Annotated in this window: 21 protein-coding genes; 13 read left to right on the forward strand and 8 right to left on the reverse strand. The window is 65.1% G+C overall.

What is annotated here, in order from left to right:
* Positions 1 to 41: 41 nt before the first annotated feature.
* Positions 42 to 1,520 (forward strand): aldehyde dehydrogenase family protein, encoded by a 1,479-nt coding sequence (locus BKG60_RS24900; RefSeq protein WP_070188403.1) that lies wholly within the window; start codon positions 42 to 44, stop codon positions 1,518 to 1,520.
* The gene (locus BKG60_RS24905) at positions 1,517 to 2,731 is read left to right on the forward strand and encodes a CaiB/BaiF CoA transferase family protein (protein ID WP_075910156.1); all 1,215 of its coding nucleotides are present in this window, start codon (positions 1,517 to 1,519) and stop codon (positions 2,729 to 2,731) included. The genes BKG60_RS24900 and BKG60_RS24905 overlap by 4 nt, the downstream gene beginning before the upstream one ends.
* A gap of 278 nt (positions 2,732 to 3,009) precedes the next feature.
* Here the strand turns inward: BKG60_RS24905 and BKG60_RS24910 are convergent, their stop codons facing one another.
* Positions 3,010 to 3,207, reverse strand: a complete 198-nt coding sequence (locus tag BKG60_RS24910; protein WP_070188405.1) for a hypothetical protein — start codon at positions 3,205 to 3,207, stop codon at positions 3,010 to 3,012.
* A gap of 20 nt (positions 3,208 to 3,227) precedes the next feature.
* Between BKG60_RS24910 and BKG60_RS24915 the strand changes: the two genes are divergently transcribed.
* From BKG60_RS24915 to BKG60_RS24950, 8 genes are read left to right on the forward strand one after another with little or no spacing between them, the layout of a single operon-like run.
* Positions 3,228 to 4,019 carry an MlaE family ABC transporter permease gene (locus tag BKG60_RS24915; RefSeq protein WP_070188406.1) on the forward strand — a complete coding sequence of 264 codons (792 nt, stop codon included), beginning with the start codon at positions 3,228 to 3,230 and terminating at the stop codon, positions 4,017 to 4,019.
* 13 nt (positions 4,020 to 4,032) lie between these two features.
* Positions 4,033 to 4,890: an MlaE family ABC transporter permease gene (locus BKG60_RS24920; RefSeq protein ID WP_036448723.1), complete on the forward strand. Its 858-nt coding sequence runs from the start codon at positions 4,033 to 4,035 to the stop codon at positions 4,888 to 4,890.
* Between the two features lie 10 nt (positions 4,891 to 4,900).
* Positions 4,901 to 6,178 (forward strand): MCE family protein, encoded by a 1,278-nt coding sequence (locus tag BKG60_RS24925; RefSeq protein ID WP_070188407.1) that lies wholly within the window; start codon positions 4,901 to 4,903, stop codon positions 6,176 to 6,178.
* Complete coding sequence (locus BKG60_RS24930; protein ID WP_070188408.1) at positions 6,175 to 7,200, forward strand: MCE family protein; 1,026 nt, start codon at positions 6,175 to 6,177, stop codon at positions 7,198 to 7,200. The genes BKG60_RS24925 and BKG60_RS24930 overlap by 4 nt, the downstream gene beginning before the upstream one ends.
* Positions 7,200 to 8,282, forward strand: coding sequence for an MCE family protein (locus BKG60_RS24935; RefSeq protein ID WP_070188431.1), 1,083 nt, complete (start codon positions 7,200 to 7,202; stop codon positions 8,280 to 8,282). Before BKG60_RS24930 ends, BKG60_RS24935 begins: the two co-directional genes overlap by 1 nt.
* Positions 8,282 to 9,760: an MCE family protein gene (locus BKG60_RS24940; RefSeq protein WP_070188409.1), complete on the forward strand. Its 1,479-nt coding sequence runs from the start codon at positions 8,282 to 8,284 to the stop codon at positions 9,758 to 9,760. The genes BKG60_RS24935 and BKG60_RS24940 overlap by 1 nt, the downstream gene beginning before the upstream one ends.
* On the forward strand, positions 9,757 to 11,127 hold the full coding sequence (locus BKG60_RS24945) for an MCE family protein (RefSeq protein ID WP_070188410.1): 1,371 nt from the start codon (positions 9,757 to 9,759) through the stop codon (positions 11,125 to 11,127). Before BKG60_RS24940 ends, BKG60_RS24945 begins: the two co-directional genes overlap by 4 nt.
* Positions 11,128 to 12,870: an MCE family protein gene (locus tag BKG60_RS24950; protein ID WP_070188411.1), complete on the forward strand. Its 1,743-nt coding sequence runs from the start codon at positions 11,128 to 11,130 to the stop codon at positions 12,868 to 12,870.
* A gap of 91 nt (positions 12,871 to 12,961) precedes the next feature.
* On the opposite strand, the gene BKG60_RS24955 is transcribed toward BKG60_RS24950, so the two are convergent.
* Positions 12,962 to 13,471, reverse strand: a complete 510-nt coding sequence (locus tag BKG60_RS24955; RefSeq protein WP_070188412.1) for an Rv2253/PknI dimerization domain-containing protein — start codon at positions 13,469 to 13,471, stop codon at positions 12,962 to 12,964.
* 215 nt (positions 13,472 to 13,686) lie between these two features.
* Between BKG60_RS24955 and BKG60_RS24960 the strand changes: the two genes are divergently transcribed.
* Positions 13,687 to 14,058, forward strand: a complete 372-nt coding sequence (locus BKG60_RS24960) for a hypothetical protein (protein ID WP_070188432.1) — start codon at positions 13,687 to 13,689, stop codon at positions 14,056 to 14,058.
* 80 nt (positions 14,059 to 14,138) lie between these two features.
* Here BKG60_RS24960 and BKG60_RS24965 read toward each other — a convergent pair whose 3' ends face one another.
* The 3 genes from BKG60_RS24965 to BKG60_RS24975 form a co-directional block, all read right to left on the reverse strand.
* Positions 14,139 to 14,588 (reverse strand): hypothetical protein, encoded by a 450-nt coding sequence (locus tag BKG60_RS24965; protein WP_234998499.1) that lies wholly within the window; start codon positions 14,586 to 14,588, stop codon positions 14,139 to 14,141.
* Positions 14,589 to 14,591: 3 nt separating this feature from the next.
* A complete protein-coding gene (locus tag BKG60_RS24970; RefSeq protein ID WP_070188414.1) occupies positions 14,592 to 15,065 on the reverse strand; it encodes a hypothetical protein in 474 nt (157 codons plus the stop codon).
* A 169-nt stretch (positions 15,066 to 15,234) separates the two neighbouring features.
* Complete coding sequence (locus tag BKG60_RS24975; protein ID WP_070188415.1) at positions 15,235 to 16,527, reverse strand: cytochrome P450; 1,293 nt, start codon at positions 16,525 to 16,527, stop codon at positions 15,235 to 15,237.
* 188 nt (positions 16,528 to 16,715) lie between these two features.
* On the opposite strand from BKG60_RS24975, the gene BKG60_RS24980 reads away from it, so the two are divergent.
* Positions 16,716 to 17,321 (forward strand): TetR/AcrR family transcriptional regulator, encoded by a 606-nt coding sequence (locus tag BKG60_RS24980; protein WP_070188416.1) that lies wholly within the window; start codon positions 16,716 to 16,718, stop codon positions 17,319 to 17,321.
* Between the two features lie 81 nt (positions 17,322 to 17,402).
* Here BKG60_RS24980 and BKG60_RS24985 read toward each other — a convergent pair whose 3' ends face one another.
* Both BKG60_RS24985 and BKG60_RS24990 read right to left on the reverse strand, forming a co-directional pair.
* Positions 17,403 to 18,548: a thiolase family protein gene (locus tag BKG60_RS24985; RefSeq protein ID WP_070188417.1), complete on the reverse strand. Its 1,146-nt coding sequence runs from the start codon at positions 18,546 to 18,548 to the stop codon at positions 17,403 to 17,405.
* Entirely contained in the window at positions 18,538 to 18,963 is a 426-nt protein-coding gene (locus BKG60_RS24990; RefSeq protein WP_075910157.1) for a Zn-ribbon domain-containing OB-fold protein, read from the reverse strand. The genes BKG60_RS24985 and BKG60_RS24990 overlap by 11 nt, the downstream gene beginning before the upstream one ends.
* Before the next feature lie 55 nt (positions 18,964 to 19,018).
* Between BKG60_RS24990 and BKG60_RS24995 the strand changes: the two genes are divergently transcribed.
* On the forward strand, positions 19,019 to 19,564 hold the full coding sequence (locus BKG60_RS24995; RefSeq protein WP_070947145.1) for a VOC family protein: 546 nt from the start codon (positions 19,019 to 19,021) through the stop codon (positions 19,562 to 19,564).
* Positions 19,565 to 19,619: 55 nt separating this feature from the next.
* Here BKG60_RS24995 and BKG60_RS25000 read toward each other — a convergent pair whose 3' ends face one another.
* On the reverse strand, positions 19,620 to 20,336 hold the full coding sequence (locus tag BKG60_RS25000; protein WP_070947155.1) for an enoyl-CoA hydratase/isomerase family protein: 717 nt from the start codon (positions 20,334 to 20,336) through the stop codon (positions 19,620 to 19,622).
* Between the last annotated feature and the right edge of the window lie 31 nt (positions 20,337 to 20,367).

Raw genomic sequence — 20,367 nt, forward strand, 5'->3', positions numbered from 1 at the left:
AGAATGCAGTTTCCATCACAGTAGGGAATCGCCTGAGGAGGATGATGCAGCAGGAAGCGCCGACCATCGCGCAAGAACAGCGGGCTGACCGGAAGTTGTTGATCGGCGGAGAGCTGCGCGAGACGCCGCGGACGTTTCCTTCCGTGAATCCAGCTACCGGTGAGGTGTTCGGTTACGCACCCGACGCCACCGTCGCCGATGCGCAGGCTGCGGTCGCCGCGGCCCGCGAGGCATTCGACAACACGGACTGGTCCACCAACACGGAACTGCGGATCCACTGCCTGGAGCAGCTGCACCAGACCCTGATCGAGCATCGCGACGAACTGGCCGCACTGACCACCACCGAGGTGGGCGCCACCGCGGCGCTGTGTGCCGGCGCGCAACTGGACGGTCCGATCGACATCGTGCGGTACTACGCCGAGTTGCTCAAGACCTACCCCCTGACCGAGGACCTCGGAAACATCGAGAGCCGCGGCATGCAGCATCACCGGTGGGTGGAGAAGGAAGCCGGCGGCGTGGTGGCCGCGATCATCGCCTACAACTATCCGAACCAGCTGGCGCTGGCCAAGCTCGCGCCCGCGCTGGCTGCCGGTTGCACCGTCGTGCTCAAGTCGGCTCCGGACACCCCGCTGATCACGCTGGCGCTCGGCGAGCTGATCGCCAATCACACCGACATCCCGGCCGGCGTCGTCAATGTGCTCTCGGGTGCCGACCCAGAGGTCGGTGCGGTGCTCACCACGAGTCCCGACGTCGACATGGTCACCTTCACCGGTTCCACGCCGACCGGCCGGCGCATCATGGCCGCGGCCAGCGAGACCTTGAAGAAGGTGTTCCTGGAGCTCGGTGGCAAGTCGGCCGCGATCGTGCTCGACGACGCCGACTTCAACACCGCCGCACTGTTCTCGGCGTTCAGCATGGTCACCCACGCCGGTCAGGGCTGTGCGCTGACCTCGCGGCTGCTGGTGCCGGCCAAACACAAGGACGAGATCGTCGAGCTGATCAAGAACAACTTCGGCCTGGTGAGGTATGGCGATCCGACCGATCCCAAGACCTACATGGGGCCGCTGATCAGCGAGAAGCAGCGCGACAAGGTCGACGGCATGGTCAAGCGCGCCGTTGAGGCCGGTGCCACGCTGGTCACCGGTGGCGAGAAGGTCGACCCCGGCTACTTCTACACGCCGACGCTGCTGGCGGATGTCGACCCCGACAGCGAGATCGCCCAGGAAGAGGTCTTCGGACCGGTGCTGGCCGTCATCGCCTACGAGGGCGACGACGACGCGGTGCGGATCGCCAACAACTCGATCTACGGGCTGTCCGGCGCGGTGTTCGGCAGCGAGGACCGCGCGCTGGCGGTGGCCCGTCGCATCCGGACGGGGACGTTCTCCATCAACGGCGGCAATTACTTCAGTCCCGACAGTCCGTTCGGCGGATACAAGCAGTCGGGTATCGGCCGGGAGATGGGTGCCGCCGGACTCGAAGAGTTCCTGGAGGCCAAGACGTTCGCCCGGGTGCTGTCATGACCGCCGGTGGTCCATTGGCAGGCGTCCGCGTCCTAGAGGTCGCGATGTACGGCTTCGTCCCCTCAGCCGGGGCCGTGCTGGGGGAGTGGGGTGCCGACGTCATCAAGGTCGAGCACGCCGTCACCGGTGACCCGCAGCGTGGTCTGCGCCAGACCGGGCCGCTGCGCGTCGAGGGCGATCCCAACCCGAACATCGAGCATGCCAACCGCGGCAAGCGCAGCATCGGGCTGGACATGTCCGTGTCTGAAGGCCGCGAGGTCCTGCTCGAGCTGGCCAAGAAGGCCGATGTGTTCCTCACCAGCTTCCTGCCCGGGCACCGGCAGAAGTTCGGCATCGACGTCGAGGACATCCGCGCGGTCAACCCGAAGATCATCTACGCCCGCGGCAGTGCCCTCGGCCCCCGCGGCGAGGAGTCGGTCAAGGGCGGCTACGACATGACCGCATTCTGGTGCCGGGCCGGCACCGCCGCGACGATCACGCCGGCCGGCATGGAGGGCATGATCGCGCCCCCGGGGCCCGCCTACGGTGACACCATCTCGGGCACCAACCTGGCCGGCGGGATCACGGCAGCGTTGTTCAAGCGCGAGCGGACCGGTGAGCCATCGATCGTGGACGTGTCGCTGTTGGGCAGCGGCCTGTGGTCGATGGGTCACACCGTGGCGCTGACCCAGCATCTGAACCAACTGATGGTGACACCGCCGCCCGGGGTGCACGGCTCGCCGATCAACCCGCTCGTGGGTCTCTACGGGACGGCGGACGACCGCTACATCTCGTTCGTGATGATGCAGCCCACCAAGTTCTGGGCCGACGTCTGCCGGCACATGGACCTCGAGAGCTACATCGACGACCCGAGGTTTGCGACTGCCGAATCGTTCGCGGAACACACGCCCGACGCGGTCGAGATCCTCACCGAGGCGATGAAGAAACGCACTTTGCCAGAGTGGAGCGAGCGATTCGCCACGCTGGCCGGTCCGTGGGCCCCGGTGCAGGACACCCTGCAGGCGGCACAGGATTCCCAGATCCGGGCCAACGAGTACCTGGTGCAGGCCGGCGAGCTCGAGTTGGTGGCCAACCCGGTGCAATTCGACGTCACGGCGCCGAGCACCGGGCCGGCGCCGGGCTTCGCCGAGCAGACCGATGACATCCTGGGCGAACTGGGTTTGGACTGGGATCGCATCATCGAACTCAAGACCGCCGGCGCTGTCACCTAGGCTGCCGTCCCGATGCCATTGATCGCCACCGTCGCACTCCGCCCGTCGTCAGCGGCTGCCGTTGCAGCCCACGGCGTGGACGGTCGCACGGTGCAACCGTCCACCGGGACCGGTCCCAATTGTCAACTACGGGAGCAAGTTCTGCGTTATTTGCCCTCGCGACAGATAGCAGGTCCGATAGCATCAGGCAGTCGGGGGGCGGTCGCGGGGACGAGTCTGTCCGGCTTCATCGGTAGGTCCGGTGGGGTCAACAAGATCCGCGGAAGGCAGGAGGTGCGTCAAATGTCCGAGCGCACCTCGCATTTGCCGGCCAGTTTCGAGCCGAACGGCTCGGTATCGCGCTGGTACGTGAAAGGCATTGCACCCCAGATGGTTTCGGTGAAGATCGGGTGCCCGGCCAGCCGGTTGGCAGGTACCGGGTACGACACGACGCTGTTGGCTCCGCAGGCTGCACCGACCGCGGCGCCGGCAGCCACCAGCCGGGACAGGAGCGCTCATGGCGGATAAGTGGTCGACCGGGGTATCGCTACGCAACCTCTCGGGTCCGATGCAGGCGGTCGGAGCGTTGTTCGCGATGTCGCTGGATGCCTTCCGGTTCATCTTCAAGCGGCCGTTTCAGGGGCGCGAGTTTCTGGAGCAGTGCTGGTTCGTGGCGCGGGTGTCGATGGCACCGACGCTGCTGGTGGCGATTCCGTTCACCGTGCTGGTGAGCTTCACGTTGAACATCCTGCTGCGAGAGTTAGGTGCCGCCGACCTGTCGGGCGCGGGTGCGGCCTTCGGTGCGGTGACCCAGTTGGGCCCGATGGTGACGGTCCTGATCGTCGCCGGCGCCGGGGCCACCGCGATGTGCGCGGATCTCGGCTCACGCACGATCCGCGAGGAGATCGACGCGATGGAGGTGCTGGGCATCAACCCGATCCAGCGCCTGGTGACTCCCAGGATGCTGGCCTCGGGACTCGTGGCGCTGCTGCTGAACAGCCTGGTGGTGATCATCGGCATCCTCGGCGGCTACGTGTTCTCGGTGTTCATCCAGGACGTCAACCCCGGCGCGTTCGCGGCCGGGATCACGCTGCTGACCGGGGTGCCCGAGGTGATCATCTCCTGCGTCAAGGCGGCACTGTTCGGGCTGATCGCCGGGCTGGTGGCCTGCTACCGCGGGCTGACGATCAGCGGCGGCGGCGCCAAGGCAGTGGGTAACGCGGTGAACGAGACCGTGGTGTACGCCTTCATGGCGTTGTTCGTGATCAATGTGGTCGTTACGGCCATCGGTATCCGGTTGACGGCGTGAGGCAGGGGACGCAATGGGAACGATGACGATCCTGCGGTCGACCTATCCGCGGGTGACCCGGCAGTTCAACAAGCCGGTATCGACGCTGAGCCGGATCGGCGATCACACGCTGTTCTATCTCAAGGCGCTGGCGGGCACTCCGCACGCGGCCATGCACTACCGCAAGGAACTGGTCCGGCTCATCGCCGAGATCTCCATGGGTGCAGGCACCTTGGCCATGATCGGTGGCACGGTCGTGATCGTCGGGTTCCTGACCCTGGCCACCGGTGGTGTGCTGGCTATCCAGGGTTACTCGTCGCTGGGCAACATCGGCATCGAGGCACTCACGGGCTTCCTGGCAGCCTTCATCAACGTCCGGATCGCGGCCCCGGTGGTGGCCGGTATCGGCCTGGCCGCCACCTTCGGCGCCGGCGTGACCGCCCAGCTCGGGGCCATGCGGATCAACGAGGAGATCGACGCGCTGGAAGCCATGGCGATCCGGCCCGTCGAGTACCTGGTGTCCACCCGCATCGTGGCCGGGATGATCGCCATCACCCCGCTGTACGCGATCGCGGTGATCCTGTCCTTCCTGGCCTCCCAGTTCACCACCGTGGTGCTGCTCGGGCAGTCGGGTGGCCTCTATGACCACTACTTCACGACATTCCTCAATCCGATCGACCTGCTGTGGTCGTTCCTGCAGGCGGTCCTCATGGCCATCACCATCCTGCTGATCCATACCTATTTCGGCTATTTCGCCTCCGGCGGGCCCTCCGGGGTCGGGGTGGCCGTCGGCAATGCCGTACGTACGTCGCTGATCGTCGTGGTCTCGGTGACCCTGCTGGTGTCACTGTCCGTCTACGGCTCCAACGGAAACTTCAACCTGTCGGGTTAAGGGAGACGAGTTGACACGAAACGTTGGACCGGGCCCAGCCCACCGGTCCGAAACCACAAGTAGCGCATCGCCGGTGGCAGCCCGTCCCGGGCGTAGCTTCGGCGCGCGGGGCTCCGCACGGCCACTGGCCGGTCTGGCGACCGTCGTCGCGATAGGCCTGATCTTCGCCCTCGCGGTCGCATTGTTCCGCGGCAGCTTCACCAAGACCGAGCCGATCACCCTGATCTCCGATCGGGCCGGTCTGGTGATGAACCCGGACGCCAAGGTGAAGATGCGGGGCGTTCAGGTCGGGACCGTCAGCTCGATCGAGCAGCGCCCCGACGGCAAGGCCGTGTTGCACCTCGCGATGAACCCGGCGCAGCTTCGCCTGATCCCCGGAAACGTCCAGGCTGACATCGCCTCGACCACGGTGTTCGGTGCCAAGTACGTTCAGCTCGTCGCCCCGGACAATCCCTCGTCCGAGAAACTGCGCCCCGGTCAGACACTCCAGGGCGACCATGTCACCGTCGAGATGAACACGGTCTTCCAACAACTCACCAATGTCTTGGACAAGATCGACCCGGCCAAGCTCAACGAGACCTTGGGCGCGCTGTCGTCGGCCTTCTCCGGCCGCGGCGAGGCGATGGGGCAGTCCCTGTCCGACTTCAACGCGGTGCTGAAGAAGATCGAGCCGAGCTTGCCCAACCTGACCGGCGACATCGAGAGCATGGCGGCGGTGTCGCGCGCCTACGGCGACGCGGCGCCGGACCTGCTCAAGACCGTCGAGAACACCAACAAGCTCAGCGACAGCATCGTGGCCGAGCAGAACAACCTGGACAACTTCCTGGTCAGCTCGATCGGCCTGGCCGATACGGGCAACGAAGTCATCGGCGGCAACCGGCAGGCGCTCAGTACCACGCTGAACCTGTTGGCGCCCACCACCGATCTGCTCAACGAGTACGCCCCCGGCATCGAATGCGGCCTGAAAGGCATGAACTACATGGCTCACACGCCACCACAGCCGGAACCCGGTGTCGTGGTGAACGTGGCCTTCACTCTGGGCATCGAGCGGTACCGATACCCGCAAAACCTCCCGAAGGTGGCGGCCAAGGGTGGTCCACACTGTATGGGCCTGCCTTACATCGGATTCGGCAACAAGTCCAAGTACCTGGTCATGGACACCAACGCCAACCCGTGGAAGTACGGCAACCAGGGCATCCTGTTGAACTCGGACGGACTCAAGCAGATGCTGTTCGGCCCGCTGGACGGCCCGCCCCGTAACACCATGCAGATCGGACAACCGGGATGAAACGCGGCAAAGGCACATTCATCAAGTTCGCGTCCTTCGCCGTGGTGATGGCGGTCCTCACCGCCTTCCTGTTCATGACGTTCTCGGAGTACCGCGGCGGTTCCTACTCGGGCTACTCGGCAGTCTTCGGTGACGCCTCGCGACTGGAGGCAGGAGATTCGGTGCGGGTGGCCGGCGTCCGGGTCGGAACGGTGAAAAGCGTTTCGCTGCAACCGGACAAGTCGGTGAAGGTGGATTTCGACACCGACCGCAGCGTCGCGCTGACCACCAGCACCAAGGTCGCCGTCCGCTACCTGAACCTGGTGGGGGATCGCTACCTGGAACTGATCGACAGCCCCGGCTCGACCAAGCTCCTGCCGGCCGGATCTCAGATTCCCCAGGACCGCACCGCGAGCGCGCTCGACCTGGATCTGTTGCTCGGCGGCCTGCGCCCGGTGATCCAGGGGCTCAACCCCCAGGACGTCAACGCGCTGACGTCGTCGCTCATCCAGATCTTCCAAGGGCAGGGCGACACCCTGGACTCGCTGCTGAGCAAGACCTCGTCGTTCTCGAACACGTTGGCCAACAACGATCAGGTGATCCAGCAGTTGATCGACAACCTGAACTCGGTGGTCGGCACGATCGCCAAGGACGGCAAGAAATTCGACGGCACCGTCGATCGCCTCGAACAGTTGATCAGTGGCCTGTCGCAGGATCGTGACCCGCTGGGCACGGCGGTGACGCAGCTGGACAACGGAACGGCTTCGCTGGCAAGCCTGCTCACCGAGGCACGGCCGCCGCTGAAGGGCACCGTCGATCAGATGAACCGACTGGCGCCGTTGCTCGATGACCACCAGATCGTTCTCGACCGGGGTCTGCAGAAGGCCCCCGACAACTTCCGCAAGTTGGCCCGGCTGGGCTCCTACGGCAGCTGGATCATGTACTACATCTGCGGACTTTCCATCCGTGTCACCGATCTGCAGGGGCGCACCGCGCACTTCCCGATGATCAAACAAGAAGGCGGGAGGTGCGCGGAGCCCTGATGCTCAAGTACCGCGAATCAAACCTGATCAAGGCAGGTTTCATCGGTGTCGTGCTGATGATGCTCGTCATCGCCGTCGGGTTGCAGCCCGAGCGGCTGCAGCAATGGGCCTCCTCGGTGCGCCACCAGGCGCTGTTCACCGAGGCCGGCGGGATCGCCGCCGGCAACGACGTGACACTTTCGGGGATCAAGATCGGTTCGGTCACCGACGTGTCGTTGGAGAACGGCGACGCGCTGGTCACGTTCACCACGGAAGGCAAGTACCCCCTGGGATCGCTGACCACGGCGCACATCCGCACCGGTTCACTGCTGGGCGAGCGGGTGCTGACGTTGGAGTCCGACGGTGGCGGCACCTTGCGCACCACGGATGTGATTCCGACGTCGCGTACCTCGTCGCCGTACTCGCTGACCGACGCTGTCAGTGACCTCACCACCAATTCGGCGGGTACCGACACGGCTTCGCTCAACCAGTCCCTGGACACCCTGTCGGCGACCATCGATCAGGTCGCACCGAAGCTCGGGCCGACATTCGACGGTCTGAGCCGGCTGTCGAAATCGATCAACGGCCGCAACGAGAGCCTGGCCAGCTTGCTCAAGAGCGCCAGCGACGTGACCGTGGTGCTGTCACAGCGCAGCGATCAGCTGAACACGTTGATCCTCAACGCCAATGATCTGCTCGGGGTGCTCAACGACCGGCGCCAGGCCATCGTTGATCTGCTGGCCAACACCGCAGCCGTCTCGCAGCAACTGTCCGGCCTCGTCGCCGACAACGAGGCACAGCTGGCGCCGACGCTCAAGAGGCTCAACTCGGTGACCGCAATGCTGGAACGCAACCGCGACAACATCACCAAGGCGTTGCCGAACATGAACAAGTTCCAGTTGTCTCAGGCCGAGACCCTGGCGAACGGGGCGTACTACAACGCTTATGTGCCCAACCTGCAACCGGCCCAGCTGCTGCAGCCGTTCTTCGACTATGCCTTCGGATTCAGGCGCGGAACCAATGCCGGTCAGCCACCGGACAATGCCGGCCCGCGTGCTGAATTCCCAATGCCCTACAACGGAATTCCCGGAGGTTCACGCTGATGAACCGCAGTCGTCTCGGTAAATGGCTTGCGGTGGCGTTGGTGGCGCTGCTGGTCGTCGGCGCGGCAGTTGTGCTGCGTCAGGCCTTCTTCGGGCAGAAGACCTTCTCCGCTCTCTTCACTTCGGCCACCGGTGTCTATCCCGGTGACGATGTCCGGGTCTCCGGCGTCAAGGTCGGCACGATCGAGTCCATCAAACCCGAGGGCACCCAGACCCGGGTGACCCTCAAGGTCGACCATGACGTGCCGATACCCGCCGATGCCAAAGCGGTGATCGTGGCCCAGAACCTGGTGGCCGCGCGTTATGTGCAGCTCGCGCCGGCCTACCGGTCGAGTGGTCCGACGCTGCCTGACGACGCGGTGATCGGCCTGGACCGCACCGCGGTTCCGGTCGAGTGGGACCAGGTCAAAGAACAGCTGATGCGGTTGTCCACCGACCTCGGACCGCAGAGCGGTGTCGACGGGACCTCGGTGTCCCGGTTCATCAACAGCACGGCCGACGCGATGGCCGGCAACGGCGACAAACTGCGGCAGACGATTTCGCAGTTGTCCGGTGTTGCCCGGGTCTTGGCCGAGGGCAGTGGCAACATCGTCGACATCATCAAAAACCTCCAGACGTTCGTGACCGCCTTGCGGGACAGCAACCAGCAGGTAGTGCAGTTCCAGAACAGGTTGGCCACCCTGACCAGCGTGGTCGACGGCAGCCGGTCGGATCTCGATGCGGCATTGACCAACCTGTCGGTGGCGGTCGTCGATGTGCAGCGGTTCGTCGCGGGAAGCCGTGACCAGACTTCCGAGCAGGTCCAGCGCCTGGCGAATGTCACTCAGAACCTGGTCGACAACAAGATGCACATCGAGCAACTGCTCCACGTGGCGCCCAACGCATTCATGAACGGGTACAACATCTACAACCCGGACTCAGGTAGCCCGGTCGGTCAGTTCGTGATGAACAACTTCTCCAACCCGGTCGAGTTCGTCTGCGGCGCCATCGGCGCCGTCGAGAACACCACCGCGCCCGAGACCGCGAAACTCTGCTCGCAGTATCTCGGGCCGGCGTTGCGGCTGATCAATTTCAACTACCTGCCGTTCCCGATCACGCCCTACCTGATGCCATCGGCCAGCCCCGAGATGATCGAGTACTCCGAGCCGCGGCTGGCACCCGGCGGTGAGGGTGGGGAGCCCACGCCGCCCGAGACGCCGCCGGCGATCTCGGCGTACAACCCCGGTCCGGAGCCACCACCGCCGTTCACCGGCCGCGCGCCCGGCGTGCCGCCGCCAGGCGCCCAGCAGCTACTGCCCGGCGGTGAGTACTATCCGCCCAACATGCCGAACACAGTGTCGGACATGCTCAATCCGACTGCCGGACAACCGGGCCCGCCACCGGGACCTGCGCCAGGTCCCCTGGCCGCCGAAGCGTCGGCACCGGAAGCGCCGGCACCCGAAGCGCCGTTACCACCAGAAGGGACGCCGCCAGCATGATCAGGGACAAGCGGCTGCGGCTGGCGATCGCCACCGGGTCCTGCGTTGCGCTCACCGCGAGCGGATGCGCCTTCCAAGGCGTAAACTCGCTGCCCCTGCCCGGGGCAGTGGGCCGCGGCGCGGACTCCAGCGTCTACCACGTCGAAATCGCGAATGTGGCTACGCTGGAACCGAATTCGCCGGTGATGATGAACGATGTCGTCGTCGGTAGTGTGCGCAGCCTGTCGGTGAGGGACTGGCACGCCGACGTCGAGTTCTCGGTGAAACCCGGCGTCGTGGTGCCGGCCAACGTCGTGGCCAGCATCGGACAGACCAGCCTTCTGGGCTCGATGCACCTGGCGATCAATGCGCCTGCCGGTGAGGCTCCCCGCGGGAAACTCCAGCCGGGAACGACGATTGCGCTGAACAACTCGTCGACCTATCCGACGACCGAGCAGACGTTGTCATCGCTGGCCGCGGTGGTGAACGGGGGCGGTCTCGGCCAGATGGGCGACATCATCCACAACTTCAGCGCCGCGATCAACGGCCGGGAAACTGACTTCCGTGACCTGCTGACCCGGCTGGATACGTTCGTGGGCGCCCTGGATGCCCAGCGCGACAACATCGTTGCTTCCATTCAGGGCTTGAATCAGCTGGCCTCTACCTTCGCCGGACAGCGTGATGTCATCACCCGGGCATTGGAGAAGATCCCGCCCGCACTCGACGTCTTGATCAAAGAGCGACCGAGATTCACCACGGCGCTGCAGAAGCTCGGGACCTTCAGCGCCACCGCCAACCAATTCGTCAACGATTCGCAGGCCGATCTGGTCAGAAACCTGAAGAATCTGGAGCCCGCGCTGAAGGCCTTGGCCAACGTCGGGCCGGACCTGGCTTCGGTGCTCGAATATGCGCCGCATTTCCCGTTCACCCAGAGCTTCATGGACCGGGTGATCCGCGGCGACTATTACAACCTGTTCGCGTACTTCGACATGACCATTCCGCATCTCAAGCGCAGCCTGATGATGGGAACGCGATGGGAGCAGGGAGACGCCCAAAACGCTCCGGTGCCCGGGGATCCGAGCTATCTGAACTACACGTATGACCCGCTCAAGACCGGGGTCAACCCGCCACCACCGGATGCGTTCCCGCCGGCTCCGGACGCACCGCCGCCACCGGATGTTCCACCTCCCACCTATGCAGGTCCGGTGCTACCCGTGGTACCGCCGGCGCCGATGACCATGCCCGGGGGAGCACCCCAACCGGTGAACCCCTCCAGCGGGTCGACCTCAGTTTTCGCGGGACCGTATGCGCAGCAAGGCGGTTCGGCGCCCAGTGATCAACCGCCGGCACCTACTGCTCCTACTCCACCGACAGGGGGTGGCGGATAAATGCTCACCCGCTTCATCCGGACTCAGCTGATTCTCTTCACCGTCGCATCTGTCGTCGGTGTGGCCGTCATGCTGTTCGCCTATATGCAGGTGCCCACGCTGCTCGGCATCGGACGCATCACGGTGAAGTTGGAACTGCCGGCCACCGGCGGGCTGTACCAATTCAGCAATGTCACCTACCGCGGATCCCAGATCGGCAAGGTCACTTCGGTGGAGTTGACCGAGAAGGGGGCCGAGGCGACCCTGTCTTTGGACCGTTCCCCGAAGGTGCCTGCAGACCTGGCGGCTGAGGTCCGGAGCATGTCGGCGGTCGGCGAGCAGTACGTCGAGTTGTTGCCGCGCACCAATTCTGGGCCGTATCTGGAGAACGGCTCGGTCATCATGATGTCCGACACCAAGATCCCACAGCAGGTCGGCCCGATGCTCGATCAGCTCAGTGCGCTGGTGGACACCATCCCGAAGGACAAGCTCAGCCAGCTGCTGGACGAGTCCTACAACGCGTTCAACGGCACCGGCTACGACTTCGGCTCGCTGCTGGACTCGGCATCGACGATCACCAGGGACTCCAACGCCGTCTCCGATCAGACACGGGCGTTGATCGACGACTCCAAGCCCTTCCTCGATGCACAGGCTCAGACCACCGATTCGATCCGGACCTGGGCGGCCAGCATGGCTGGTATCACCGGGCAGGTCGCCGAGAACGATCCCGAGATTCGATCACTGCTGCGCAACGGTCCGGGTTTCGCTCAGGAAACCACCAAGCTGCTCGAGCAGATCAAGCCGACGTTGCCAATCCTGCTGGCGAATCTGACCACGTTCGGTCAGATCGCGGTCACCTACAACCCGTCGATCGAGCAACTGCTGGTGTTGTTGCCGCCGTACGTCGCTCAGCTGCAGACGTACTCGCACACCAACAACACGAGCGGTCTGCCGATGGCCGACTTCTCGCTGGGCCTGGGGGATCCGCCGACCTGCACGGTGGGCTTCCTCCCGCCTTCGGCCTGGCGCTCACCGGCCGATACCACCGTGATCGACACTCCCGACGACATCTACTGCAAGCTGCCACAGGATTCCCCGATCGGCGTTCGCGGTGCCCGCAACTACCCGTGTATGGCGCATCCGGGCAAGCGCGCGCCCACGGTTGAATTGTGCAACGACCCCAAGGGTTTCCAGCCGCTCGCGCAGCGCCAGCATGCCCTCGGCCCCTACCCGCTCGACCCCAATCTGATCGCCCAGGGCATACCTCCGGATACCCGGGTGCTGCCTGACGAGAAGATCTTCGGGCCGCTCGGCGGCACTCCGCTGCCAACGGGGGTCACCGCCCCGCCACCGGGTGCGGCACCCGAGCCGCAGCCGGCGCCGAGTTTCGCCGGGACGGGTCCTGGCCCGCTGCTGCCGGGGCAGCCGATGTACCTGGAGCCGCCGGTGCCCGGCGTGCCACCGCCTCCGGCAGGTGATCCCAACGCGGTTCCGGTGCCTGAGGCGCATACGCCGCAAGCCACCGAGCTTCCGTCGGTCCCGCACGGCCAAGGGGTGTTTCCGGATGCTCCGGAGCTTCCCATGCCCGCGGAACCTGGCGTGGCCCCGAGCGCATTCAAGGGTGATGCCGGAAATGGGCCGTCGGTGGCGATTGCCAAGTACAACCCGCGCACGGGGGAGTACATGGGCAGTGACGGCAATCTGTACAAGCAGACGGATCTGGTGTCCACACCCAAGACGTGGCAGGACCTGATGCCGACCTAGCGTGCAATGCATGAGAACTGGCCACGGGCAATCGCCCGTGGCCAGTTCTCTTTTCTGTCTTCAGTTTTCGTTCCGGGCATGCCGAGAGGATCTACGCAAGCTTCATATAGAACGGCATGCGAACCACTGGCCACTGGTTGCGTCCACACGAACCGCTGGGGCCCTTGGTCACGTCCTCGCCGGCGTATTCGTTCGAGGATGTGTCCACGTGCCCGTCGAAGCCCACCGGGTAGAACTTGTACACCTGCATGCCCTCGACGGGGGTGCCGTCGGCACAAAAACGCCAGTTGGGTACCACGCGCTTGACATACCAGAGACCGTTCGTGGTGTAGACCGGTGCGGACCAGCCGGCGTCGCTGTTGACCGTGCCGCTGCATTCGGTGGGCGAGATGCACTGGGTCGAGATCGTCCAGGTGCTCACCACCCGCGGTTGCTCCTCGTAGCGGTCGTTGATCTTGGCCCATGCGCCATTCGACGACGTGGCGAAGGTGCCGTTGATACCCCACTGCTCGCCTGCGACCGCAGGCGAGGCGCCGCTCAGGCTGACCGTCGCCGCAGCGGCGATTGCCACCGCACCGGCACGTACCCGGGTGACTGACATGAACGCTCCTTCTGGCCGACCTGATCGCCTGGTAGCCATGTTCTCAGTTTGGGAGAATATCACTATCAACAGTCGGTCCACGGTGGATTCGGTTCCGTGGGACCCGTGGTCGCGGGGTGTGGGAGAGCTGCGGCGGGACCCATCGTAGTAATATTCTCCAAAATCGAGAGTTTAATTTCCAGCTATGCGAAAGTGGCAACGTGCGTGTGACGGTGATGGCGACCGCTTCAGTGATTGTCGCCGGGATGCTGGCTGCCCCGCAGGCAAATGCGGGACCGCAGACATGTAATGACGCGTTTTGCACGCCGGGAATCAATCCCAATGCGGTACTCGGCGCGCCGTGTGACAACACGTCCTACTACGTGTTCGGTGTCGATGCGCGCAATGGGTGGGGCCGGCTGCTGTTCTGCGGCTCGCCGCGGCGCTATGAGCCACGGTGGTTCCGCTCGCCCCCCATGGTGGGTGTCAGGGACGAGAACAGCCTGTGCATCAACGAGCAGAACTCGGTGGCGCAGGCGCCGGACGGGTTGTTCCTGAGCTGTGTTCCGATGAACGGCGAGACCCGATGGCTGCGCGGCGACGCCTGAGTCGCCACGACGCAGAAAACACTTGAGGCGACGCATATTGCGTCGCCTCAAGTGTCTTGGCGTTTGACCGTGAAGCCGGGTTACCAATTCCGGATCGAACACAGCGCACCCTTGGGGCCGCTGTCGGTCTTGACCACCACACCGTCGACTGCCAATTTGCAGTTGAACCCGGGGGTCGGAAAGTTCGGCGACTCACCACTCTGCACCAGCACCATGGCCCACAGGTCTGGATCGGCCAGCATGGTGTCCAACACCCACGGTTTGTCCGGCGCGACATCGACATCGACTCGTGGGCTGAATTGGTACGGATTGTGGCTGTAGTCCGAGAAGATCGCGGGCTCACTGTCGCGGTAGTAGATGTGCACCCAGTACGGCGCGTCGGTGGTCACCGTGTACTGCACGTGGTGCAGCGGCGGACCGGGGGGCGGCGGTGGGTCATCGGCGAATGCCGGTGCGGCAGTGGCGACCGCGCCGGCTGCCAGCGCGGTGGCAGCGGCAGCGGCGAGCATCCGGACGAGGGGGTGGCGCATCGATCACATCCTCGTCAAGGTGAACGGGTAGGTAAAGGAGCCGCCGGGCGCGCCGTCACAGCCGGCGTCGAACGACGAGACCATCTCGCCGGCAAGGGTGTTCGCGTCCCACGTGTAGACGTCGTGGGTCGGGATGGTGGGACCGTAGTAGATGTCCCCGCAGCGCAGGCCGTAGAACTCATCGATCGTCAAGGTGTAGCGACCGTCGACCAATCTTGCGTCCCCGGTGTTGGGGACCGCTTTGGCGACCGGTTGCGGGATCGTCCGGATGGTGATGCAGTCCTTCACAAAAATGTCGGTCCCGGGTTCGTGGCACGGTGTGATCGCCGACCAGATCCAGGTGTGGAAATCGCGGCGATCCGGAATGTTGAGGTTGTAGTTGCCGAAGTACATGGCCTGCGAGGGCGGCGCCAATGCGATTGCTGTCCCCAACCCGAGCGCGGCGCTCATCGCCACGCGGATCAAGCTGGATTTCACAGGCACACCTCCACGGATCAGGCACTGGTCGGCTGACTATAGAACGTGATCAGGCTTCAGCGTGCTGAAACCGGAATCTCGTCTTCGCCAGTGAGATTGTCATTCTCGTAATCGGAGAATAGCAAATGCGGCGAAGACGAGATCCGCGGAATCGGCCTTCGGGAGGTTGTCAGCGCACGGGCTTGAACCTGATGTGGACATCGGTCAAGCCGCGCAGGATGAACGTCGGCTCGTAGTTGTAACGGCGATCGTCGGCGGGGCCGTGAAACTCCTCGTCGATGGTGATATCGGCCATCCGGTCCAGGATCCGCTCCAGCGAGACTCGACCCTCGACGCGCGCCAGGGGGCCACCGGGGCAGCTGTGCACGCCACGGCCGAAGGCGATGTGCTCACGCACGTTCTTGCGATCCAGGCTGAAGGTGTGCGGGTCTTCGAACCGGACCGGGTCCCGGTTCACCGCGCCCGGGCAGACCATCATCGTGGTGCCGGCCGGTACGTCGATGTCGCCGAGCGTGGTGTTCTTCTTGGCGAGCCGGAACTGGCTCTTGACCGGTGCGTCCATCCGCAGTGCCTCCTCGACGAAGGTCGGGATCCGGCTCCGGTCGTCGCGCAGGGCCTGCTGGATGTCCGGACGGTCGCCGAGCACTCGAAGCGACGCGGACAGCAGTTTGGTGGTGGTCTCCTGCCCGGCCGCGAAAAGGAAGGTTGCCGACCGAACCACCTCGATGACAGGAGGTACGGATCCGTCCGGGTAGTTCGCGGTGGCGAGTGCCGTCAGCACGTCGTCTCGAGGTTCTTTGCGCCGGTCTTCAAGGTAGCTGATGAACTTCTCGTCGAGCCATTCCAATGGATTGCTGGCAACGAGATCGCCGTCGAGGGAGCCGACCTGAGCTCCGGGCCGGGGGGCGCCGAGCACCGTGCGGAACTCCTCGTGGTCCTCTTCGGGCACGCCGAGCATGTCCGCGATCACCAAGAGCGAGAAGGGCTTTGCGTAGGCGCTGAGGAACTCGCATTTGCCGTCGGCGATGAAGTCGTCGAGGCACTGGTCGGCCAGCCGCCACATGAAGTCCTCGTTCTCCTTGAGCCGGCGCGGTGTGAGCAGCCGATTGAGCAGGGAACGGGCGTTGGTGTGGTCGGGCGGGTCCATCGTGACCATGTGTTCGAACATCGGCATCTGCGGGCGGTGCGCAGCGATCTGCTCGGTGATGTCGTCGCCCTCGGGGGTGAAGGGCAGGGGCGGGAACGGTCCGGCCACCGCGATACAGGAGGAGTAGGTGTCGGTGTCCTTGAGGACCGTGGTGGCCTCCTCGAACCCGGTGATCGCCATGACGCCGTAGTTCGGCTCCGTCACGACGGGGCACTTGCTGCGCAGGTGGTCGAAGTACGGGTGCGGGTCGGGTACCAGCGACGGGTCGGTGAAGTAATCGACGGTGTCGTAATCGGTCGTGCTGGAATCGCTCATGGTGTGTGCTGCCTCCCGAAATCGATATGCGCTGCGGTGGTTTCGCGACGGGCTGCACCGCGCGAAGAATTTTCGAAAATTGCTGAGCACCTGCTTAGCATGGCGGTAGAGTCGTGGTCAAGATCACCTGGCTGGGCGAAAGTTACGATCAGCCAGACATCGTCGGGGACATGTTGTGAGGAGGATCGATGGCATCGGCGCGAAGGATCGGGGCGCCGGACGCGAAGAACCGGATCGTGCTGCTCGACGCCGCTGAGGCGCTCATGATCGAGGAGGGGTACGTCGCGGTGACGTCCCGCCGGGTGGCCGAGCGGGCCGGTCTCAAGCCCCAGTTGGTGCACTACTACTTCCGCACGATGGACGACCTGTTCCTGGCGGTGTTCACGCGGCGTGCCGAGGAGGGGTTGGCGGCGCAGGCCGCAGCCCTGAACTCGCCGCAGCCGCTTTGGGCGCTGTGGCGATTCGGCACCGACCCGAGTGCAACGCGCTTGACGATGGAGATGACGGGGCTCGCCAACCACCGGCCGGCGCTGCGTGCGGAGATCGGCCGCTACGCCGAGCTGTTCCGCGAAGCGGAGACCAACGCGATCGACGGGGCGCTGCGGCGCTACGGCGTCGAGGCGTCCGAGGTGCCGCCCATCGTCTGGACTTTCATCGCCGCCAGCGTGTCTCGGGTGATGGTCATGGAGCAGGCGCTGGGCATGACGGCAGGGCATGCCGAGGTGATGAAGTTCTGCGAGGACTGGCTGCGGCGCCTGGAAGGCGAACCGCAGCCGTTGGAACTGCCGGCCTGACACCCGACCCTGCGCGAGCAGACGTGAATGTCCCCCGAACCGATGGTTGCGGAGGACAATCACGTCTGCTCGCCAGGGGAACTAGAGCGACAAGATGGTGGCCGAGGCCGTGCCGGGTGCGCCGTAGACCTGGGCCAGGCCGACACGGGGGCTGCCAGGCACTTGGCGTTCCCCGGCCTCGCCACGGAGCTGGCGTACCAGTTCGTGCATCTGGCGCAGCCCCGAGGCGCCGATGGGCTCGCCGTTGGCGATCAGGCCGCCGTCGGTGTTGACCGGGATCGAGCCGCCGATCTCGGTGGCGCCGTCGGCCAGCAGCTTCTCCTGCTCACCGTCGGCACACAGCCCGGTCTCGGCCATGTGGATCACCTCGGCGCCGGCGTCGGTGTCCTGCAGCTGGGCGATGTCCACGTCCTCGGGCCCGATGCCCGCGGCTTCGTAGGCGGCCTTGGCGGCGAACACCGTCGGTGAGGGATCCTCGTCGAGCGGAGCCGAGGTGGCATGGACCTCGTACGCACCGAATGTTCGGGTCCGGATCTCGCTGGCGCGCACGTACACCGGCTTGTCGGTGTATTTGTGGGCGATGTCGGCGCGGCACATGATCACCGCGGCCGCGCCTTCGTCGGGTGCACAGAACATGTACTGCCGCAGCGGGTAGTTCAGCACCGGCGAGGCCATGATCTCCTCGACCGCGATCTCCTTGCGCCGGAACGCGTTCGGGTTCTTCTCGCCGTTGCGGAAGTTCTTGTTGGCCACCCGCGCCAGCGTCTCCTCGGAGATGTTGTGCTTGTGGATGTAATGGTTGGCCTTCATCCCGAAGAACTTGGTGGTGACGAACTGGCCGTTCTCGGCATACCACTGCGGCAGGGCGAGTTTGGCCGGGTCGTCGGTGAACGCGCCGCGGGGGTGCTTGTCCAGGCCGATCGCGATCCCGATGTCGTACTTGCCCAATCGGATCGTGTCGGCGGTCTGCTGGATCGCGCTGGCGGCAGTGGCGCATGCGTTGAACACGTTGGTGAACGTGATGCCGGTCAGCCCCACCAGGCGGGTGACCGCGTCGGGGTTCGACACCTCGTAGCTGCCGCCGAAGCCGAACTGGATGTCTTTCCACTGAAGGCCCGCGTCCTCGAGCGCGAATTGGATTGCCTCGGCGCCCATTTGCATCGCGGTCTTGTCGAACCGGCCGAAGGGGTGCAGGCCCACGCCGATGATGGCGACGTCATTGGTCATGGCAATCCTCAGATGGGTTGGAAGGCGAAGGTGTCATGGTGAGTTCGACGTCCATGCCGAATTGCAGTTTCGTCGGGTCGTTTTCGGTGAGTCGGCCTTCGACGCGGATGACGGGGCCGGTGTCGTCGGTGAGTTCGACGAGGCCGACGCCGAAGGGCACGAAGTTCTTTCCGGTGGGGCCTTTGTAGGGGGCGCCGGGTGGGAAGCCCTGGGTGGTCCAGGCGATGACGGTGCCGCGCCGGGGAAGGTGCACCTGTTCGGTGTTGCCGCCGGAGCACTTGGGGCAGCGAGCCTGGGCCGGGAAGGCGGTGGCCGCGCAGTCGGTGCACCGGCTGCCGATCAGCTGGGGTTCGGCGTCGGGCCAGGTCGAGATCTCGGGCGCCAGAGCAATCTGTGTTGACACGTCGTTGACGATAACCGGAAATGTAATTCTCGTCTAGTGAGAACCGGCTCTCGTCTAGGCTGGCGCAATGGCTGGTGTGCTGCCCGGTGAGATCCGTCAGATCGGCTACGTCGTCACCGATCTTGACGACGCCATCGCGGACTGGACCGACATGGGTGTCGGACCCTGGTTCGTGCTCCGCGACGTACCGCAGAAGGTGACCTATCGTGGCGCGCCCTGCGAGGTGAACGTGTCGCTCGCGTTGTCCAACAGCGGCGACCTCCAGGTCGAGTTGATCCAGCAACTGGACGAGACGCCCAGCATCTTCACCGAATTTCTGACCGCCACCGGCGGAGGATTTCACCAACTTGCTTACTGGGCAGAAGACTTCGATGCGGCGATGGTCAAGCTCGGCGAGGCCGGTTGGCCCAGGGTGTGGTCGGGCGGGGAAGGCGAGGGTGTCCGGTTCGCGTACTTCGAGCCGCCGACGGGTGCCGCGATCGTCGAGATCATGGAACTGACCGAGGCCTCGGCCGGAATGGGCGCCTACGTCCGAGCGCAGGCCGCCGACTGGGACGGCAGCGACCCGGTTCGGGAGTTGGGCGGCAGACGTCGGCCCAGTGGCCAGCTGTGACACGGGTTCTTGGCGAAACTGTGTGACACGTGGCCACTCGGCACGCGCGCAGGGCCTACTTGCCCTTGTTCATCACCTTGTCCGCGGCGGCCCAGTGCTCGTCGGCGCACCAGAGCCGGGCGAAAGCCGAAACTGCCTCGGTGGTGGACACCCCGTTGATCACGCGCTTGACCTCGCCGGCCTGACGTCGGGCCAGCAGTTGGGCCGCCGACCGCCAGGCCTCGGCGAACTCGGCGCGGGGAACCACCTGGTCGACCAGGCCGACCTGCTCGGCCTCCCGCGCGTCCAGAATGCGGCCGGTCCCGGCCAGCAGTAGCGCCCGGCTGCGGCCGACCAGCGTGGCGAGCCGCTCGGCCCCGCCCCAGGCCGGCATGATCGCCAGCGCCACCTGGTTGAAGCCGATCTTGATGTCGTCGGCGGCGATCCGGATGTCTGCTGCCACCGCCACTTCGGCCCCACCGCCCAAGGCGTGGCCGTTGAGCGCCGCGATGACCGGCCCGTCGAACCCGGCGATGCGGTCGCAGATCGTGCGCATCCGCCAGGCCATCTCCGACGCCTCGAGTTCGGTGCGCAGGGCTGACAGTTCCTTGAGGTCGCCCCCGGAAACGAAGGCGCGGTCGCCGCCGCCGGTGATCACCAGGGCGCGAGCGCCGACGGCCCCGTCCAGCGCCTTGTTCAGCGCATCCATGGTGTCCAGCGAGATGGCGTTGCGCGCCTGCGGCCGGTCGATCGTGATGACCGCCAGTTCGCCGTCGATTTCGAGGTCGACCATCAAACGTTCTCCAGTTCCGGGATTGGCATTC

The sequence above is a fragment of the Mycobacterium syngnathidarum genome, assembly GCF_001942625.1.
GTDB classification, from domain to species: domain Bacteria; phylum Actinomycetota; class Actinomycetes; order Mycobacteriales; family Mycobacteriaceae; genus Mycobacterium; species Mycobacterium syngnathidarum.

Bases quoted from the DNA above. Each gene is read 5' to 3' on its own strand.
- BKG60_RS24985 (WP_070188417.1), bottom strand. From the start codon at position 18,548: ATGACCAATGACGTCGCCATCATCGGCGTGGGCCTGCACCCCTTCGGC.
- BKG60_RS24905 (WP_075910156.1), top strand. From the start codon at position 1,517: ATGACCGCCGGTGGTCCATTGGCAGGCGTCCGCGTCCTAGAGGTCGCG.
- BKG60_RS24965 (WP_234998499.1), bottom strand. From the start codon at position 14,588: ATGCGCCACCCCCTCGTCCGGATGCTCGCCGCTGCCGCTGCCACCGCG.
- BKG60_RS24980 (WP_070188416.1), top strand. From the start codon at position 16,716: ATGGCATCGGCGCGAAGGATCGGGGCGCCGGACGCGAAGAACCGGATC.
- BKG60_RS24960 (WP_070188432.1), top strand. From the start codon at position 13,687: ATGGCGACCGCTTCAGTGATTGTCGCCGGGATGCTGGCTGCCCCGCAG.
- BKG60_RS24940 (WP_070188409.1), top strand. From the start codon at position 8,282: ATGAACCGCAGTCGTCTCGGTAAATGGCTTGCGGTGGCGTTGGTGGCG.
- BKG60_RS24930 (WP_070188408.1), top strand. From the start codon at position 6,175: ATGAAACGCGGCAAAGGCACATTCATCAAGTTCGCGTCCTTCGCCGTG.
- BKG60_RS24915 (WP_070188406.1), top strand. From the start codon at position 3,228: ATGGCGGATAAGTGGTCGACCGGGGTATCGCTACGCAACCTCTCGGGT.
- BKG60_RS24975 (WP_070188415.1), bottom strand. From the start codon at position 16,527: ATGAGCGATTCCAGCACGACCGATTACGACACCGTCGATTACTTCACC.
- BKG60_RS24995 (WP_070947145.1), top strand. From the start codon at position 19,019: ATGGCTGGTGTGCTGCCCGGTGAGATCCGTCAGATCGGCTACGTCGTC.
- BKG60_RS24900 (WP_070188403.1), top strand. From the start codon at position 42: ATGATGCAGCAGGAAGCGCCGACCATCGCGCAAGAACAGCGGGCTGAC.
- BKG60_RS24920 (WP_036448723.1), top strand. From the start codon at position 4,033: ATGGGAACGATGACGATCCTGCGGTCGACCTATCCGCGGGTGACCCGG.
- BKG60_RS24935 (WP_070188431.1), top strand. From the start codon at position 7,200: ATGCTCAAGTACCGCGAATCAAACCTGATCAAGGCAGGTTTCATCGGT.
- BKG60_RS24945 (WP_070188410.1), top strand. From the start codon at position 9,757: ATGATCAGGGACAAGCGGCTGCGGCTGGCGATCGCCACCGGGTCCTGC.
- BKG60_RS24950 (WP_070188411.1), top strand. From the start codon at position 11,128: ATGCTCACCCGCTTCATCCGGACTCAGCTGATTCTCTTCACCGTCGCA.
- BKG60_RS24955 (WP_070188412.1), bottom strand. From the start codon at position 13,471: ATGTCAGTCACCCGGGTACGTGCCGGTGCGGTGGCAATCGCCGCTGCG.
- BKG60_RS25000 (WP_070947155.1), bottom strand. From the start codon at position 20,336: ATGGTCGACCTCGAAATCGACGGCGAACTGGCGGTCATCACGATCGAC.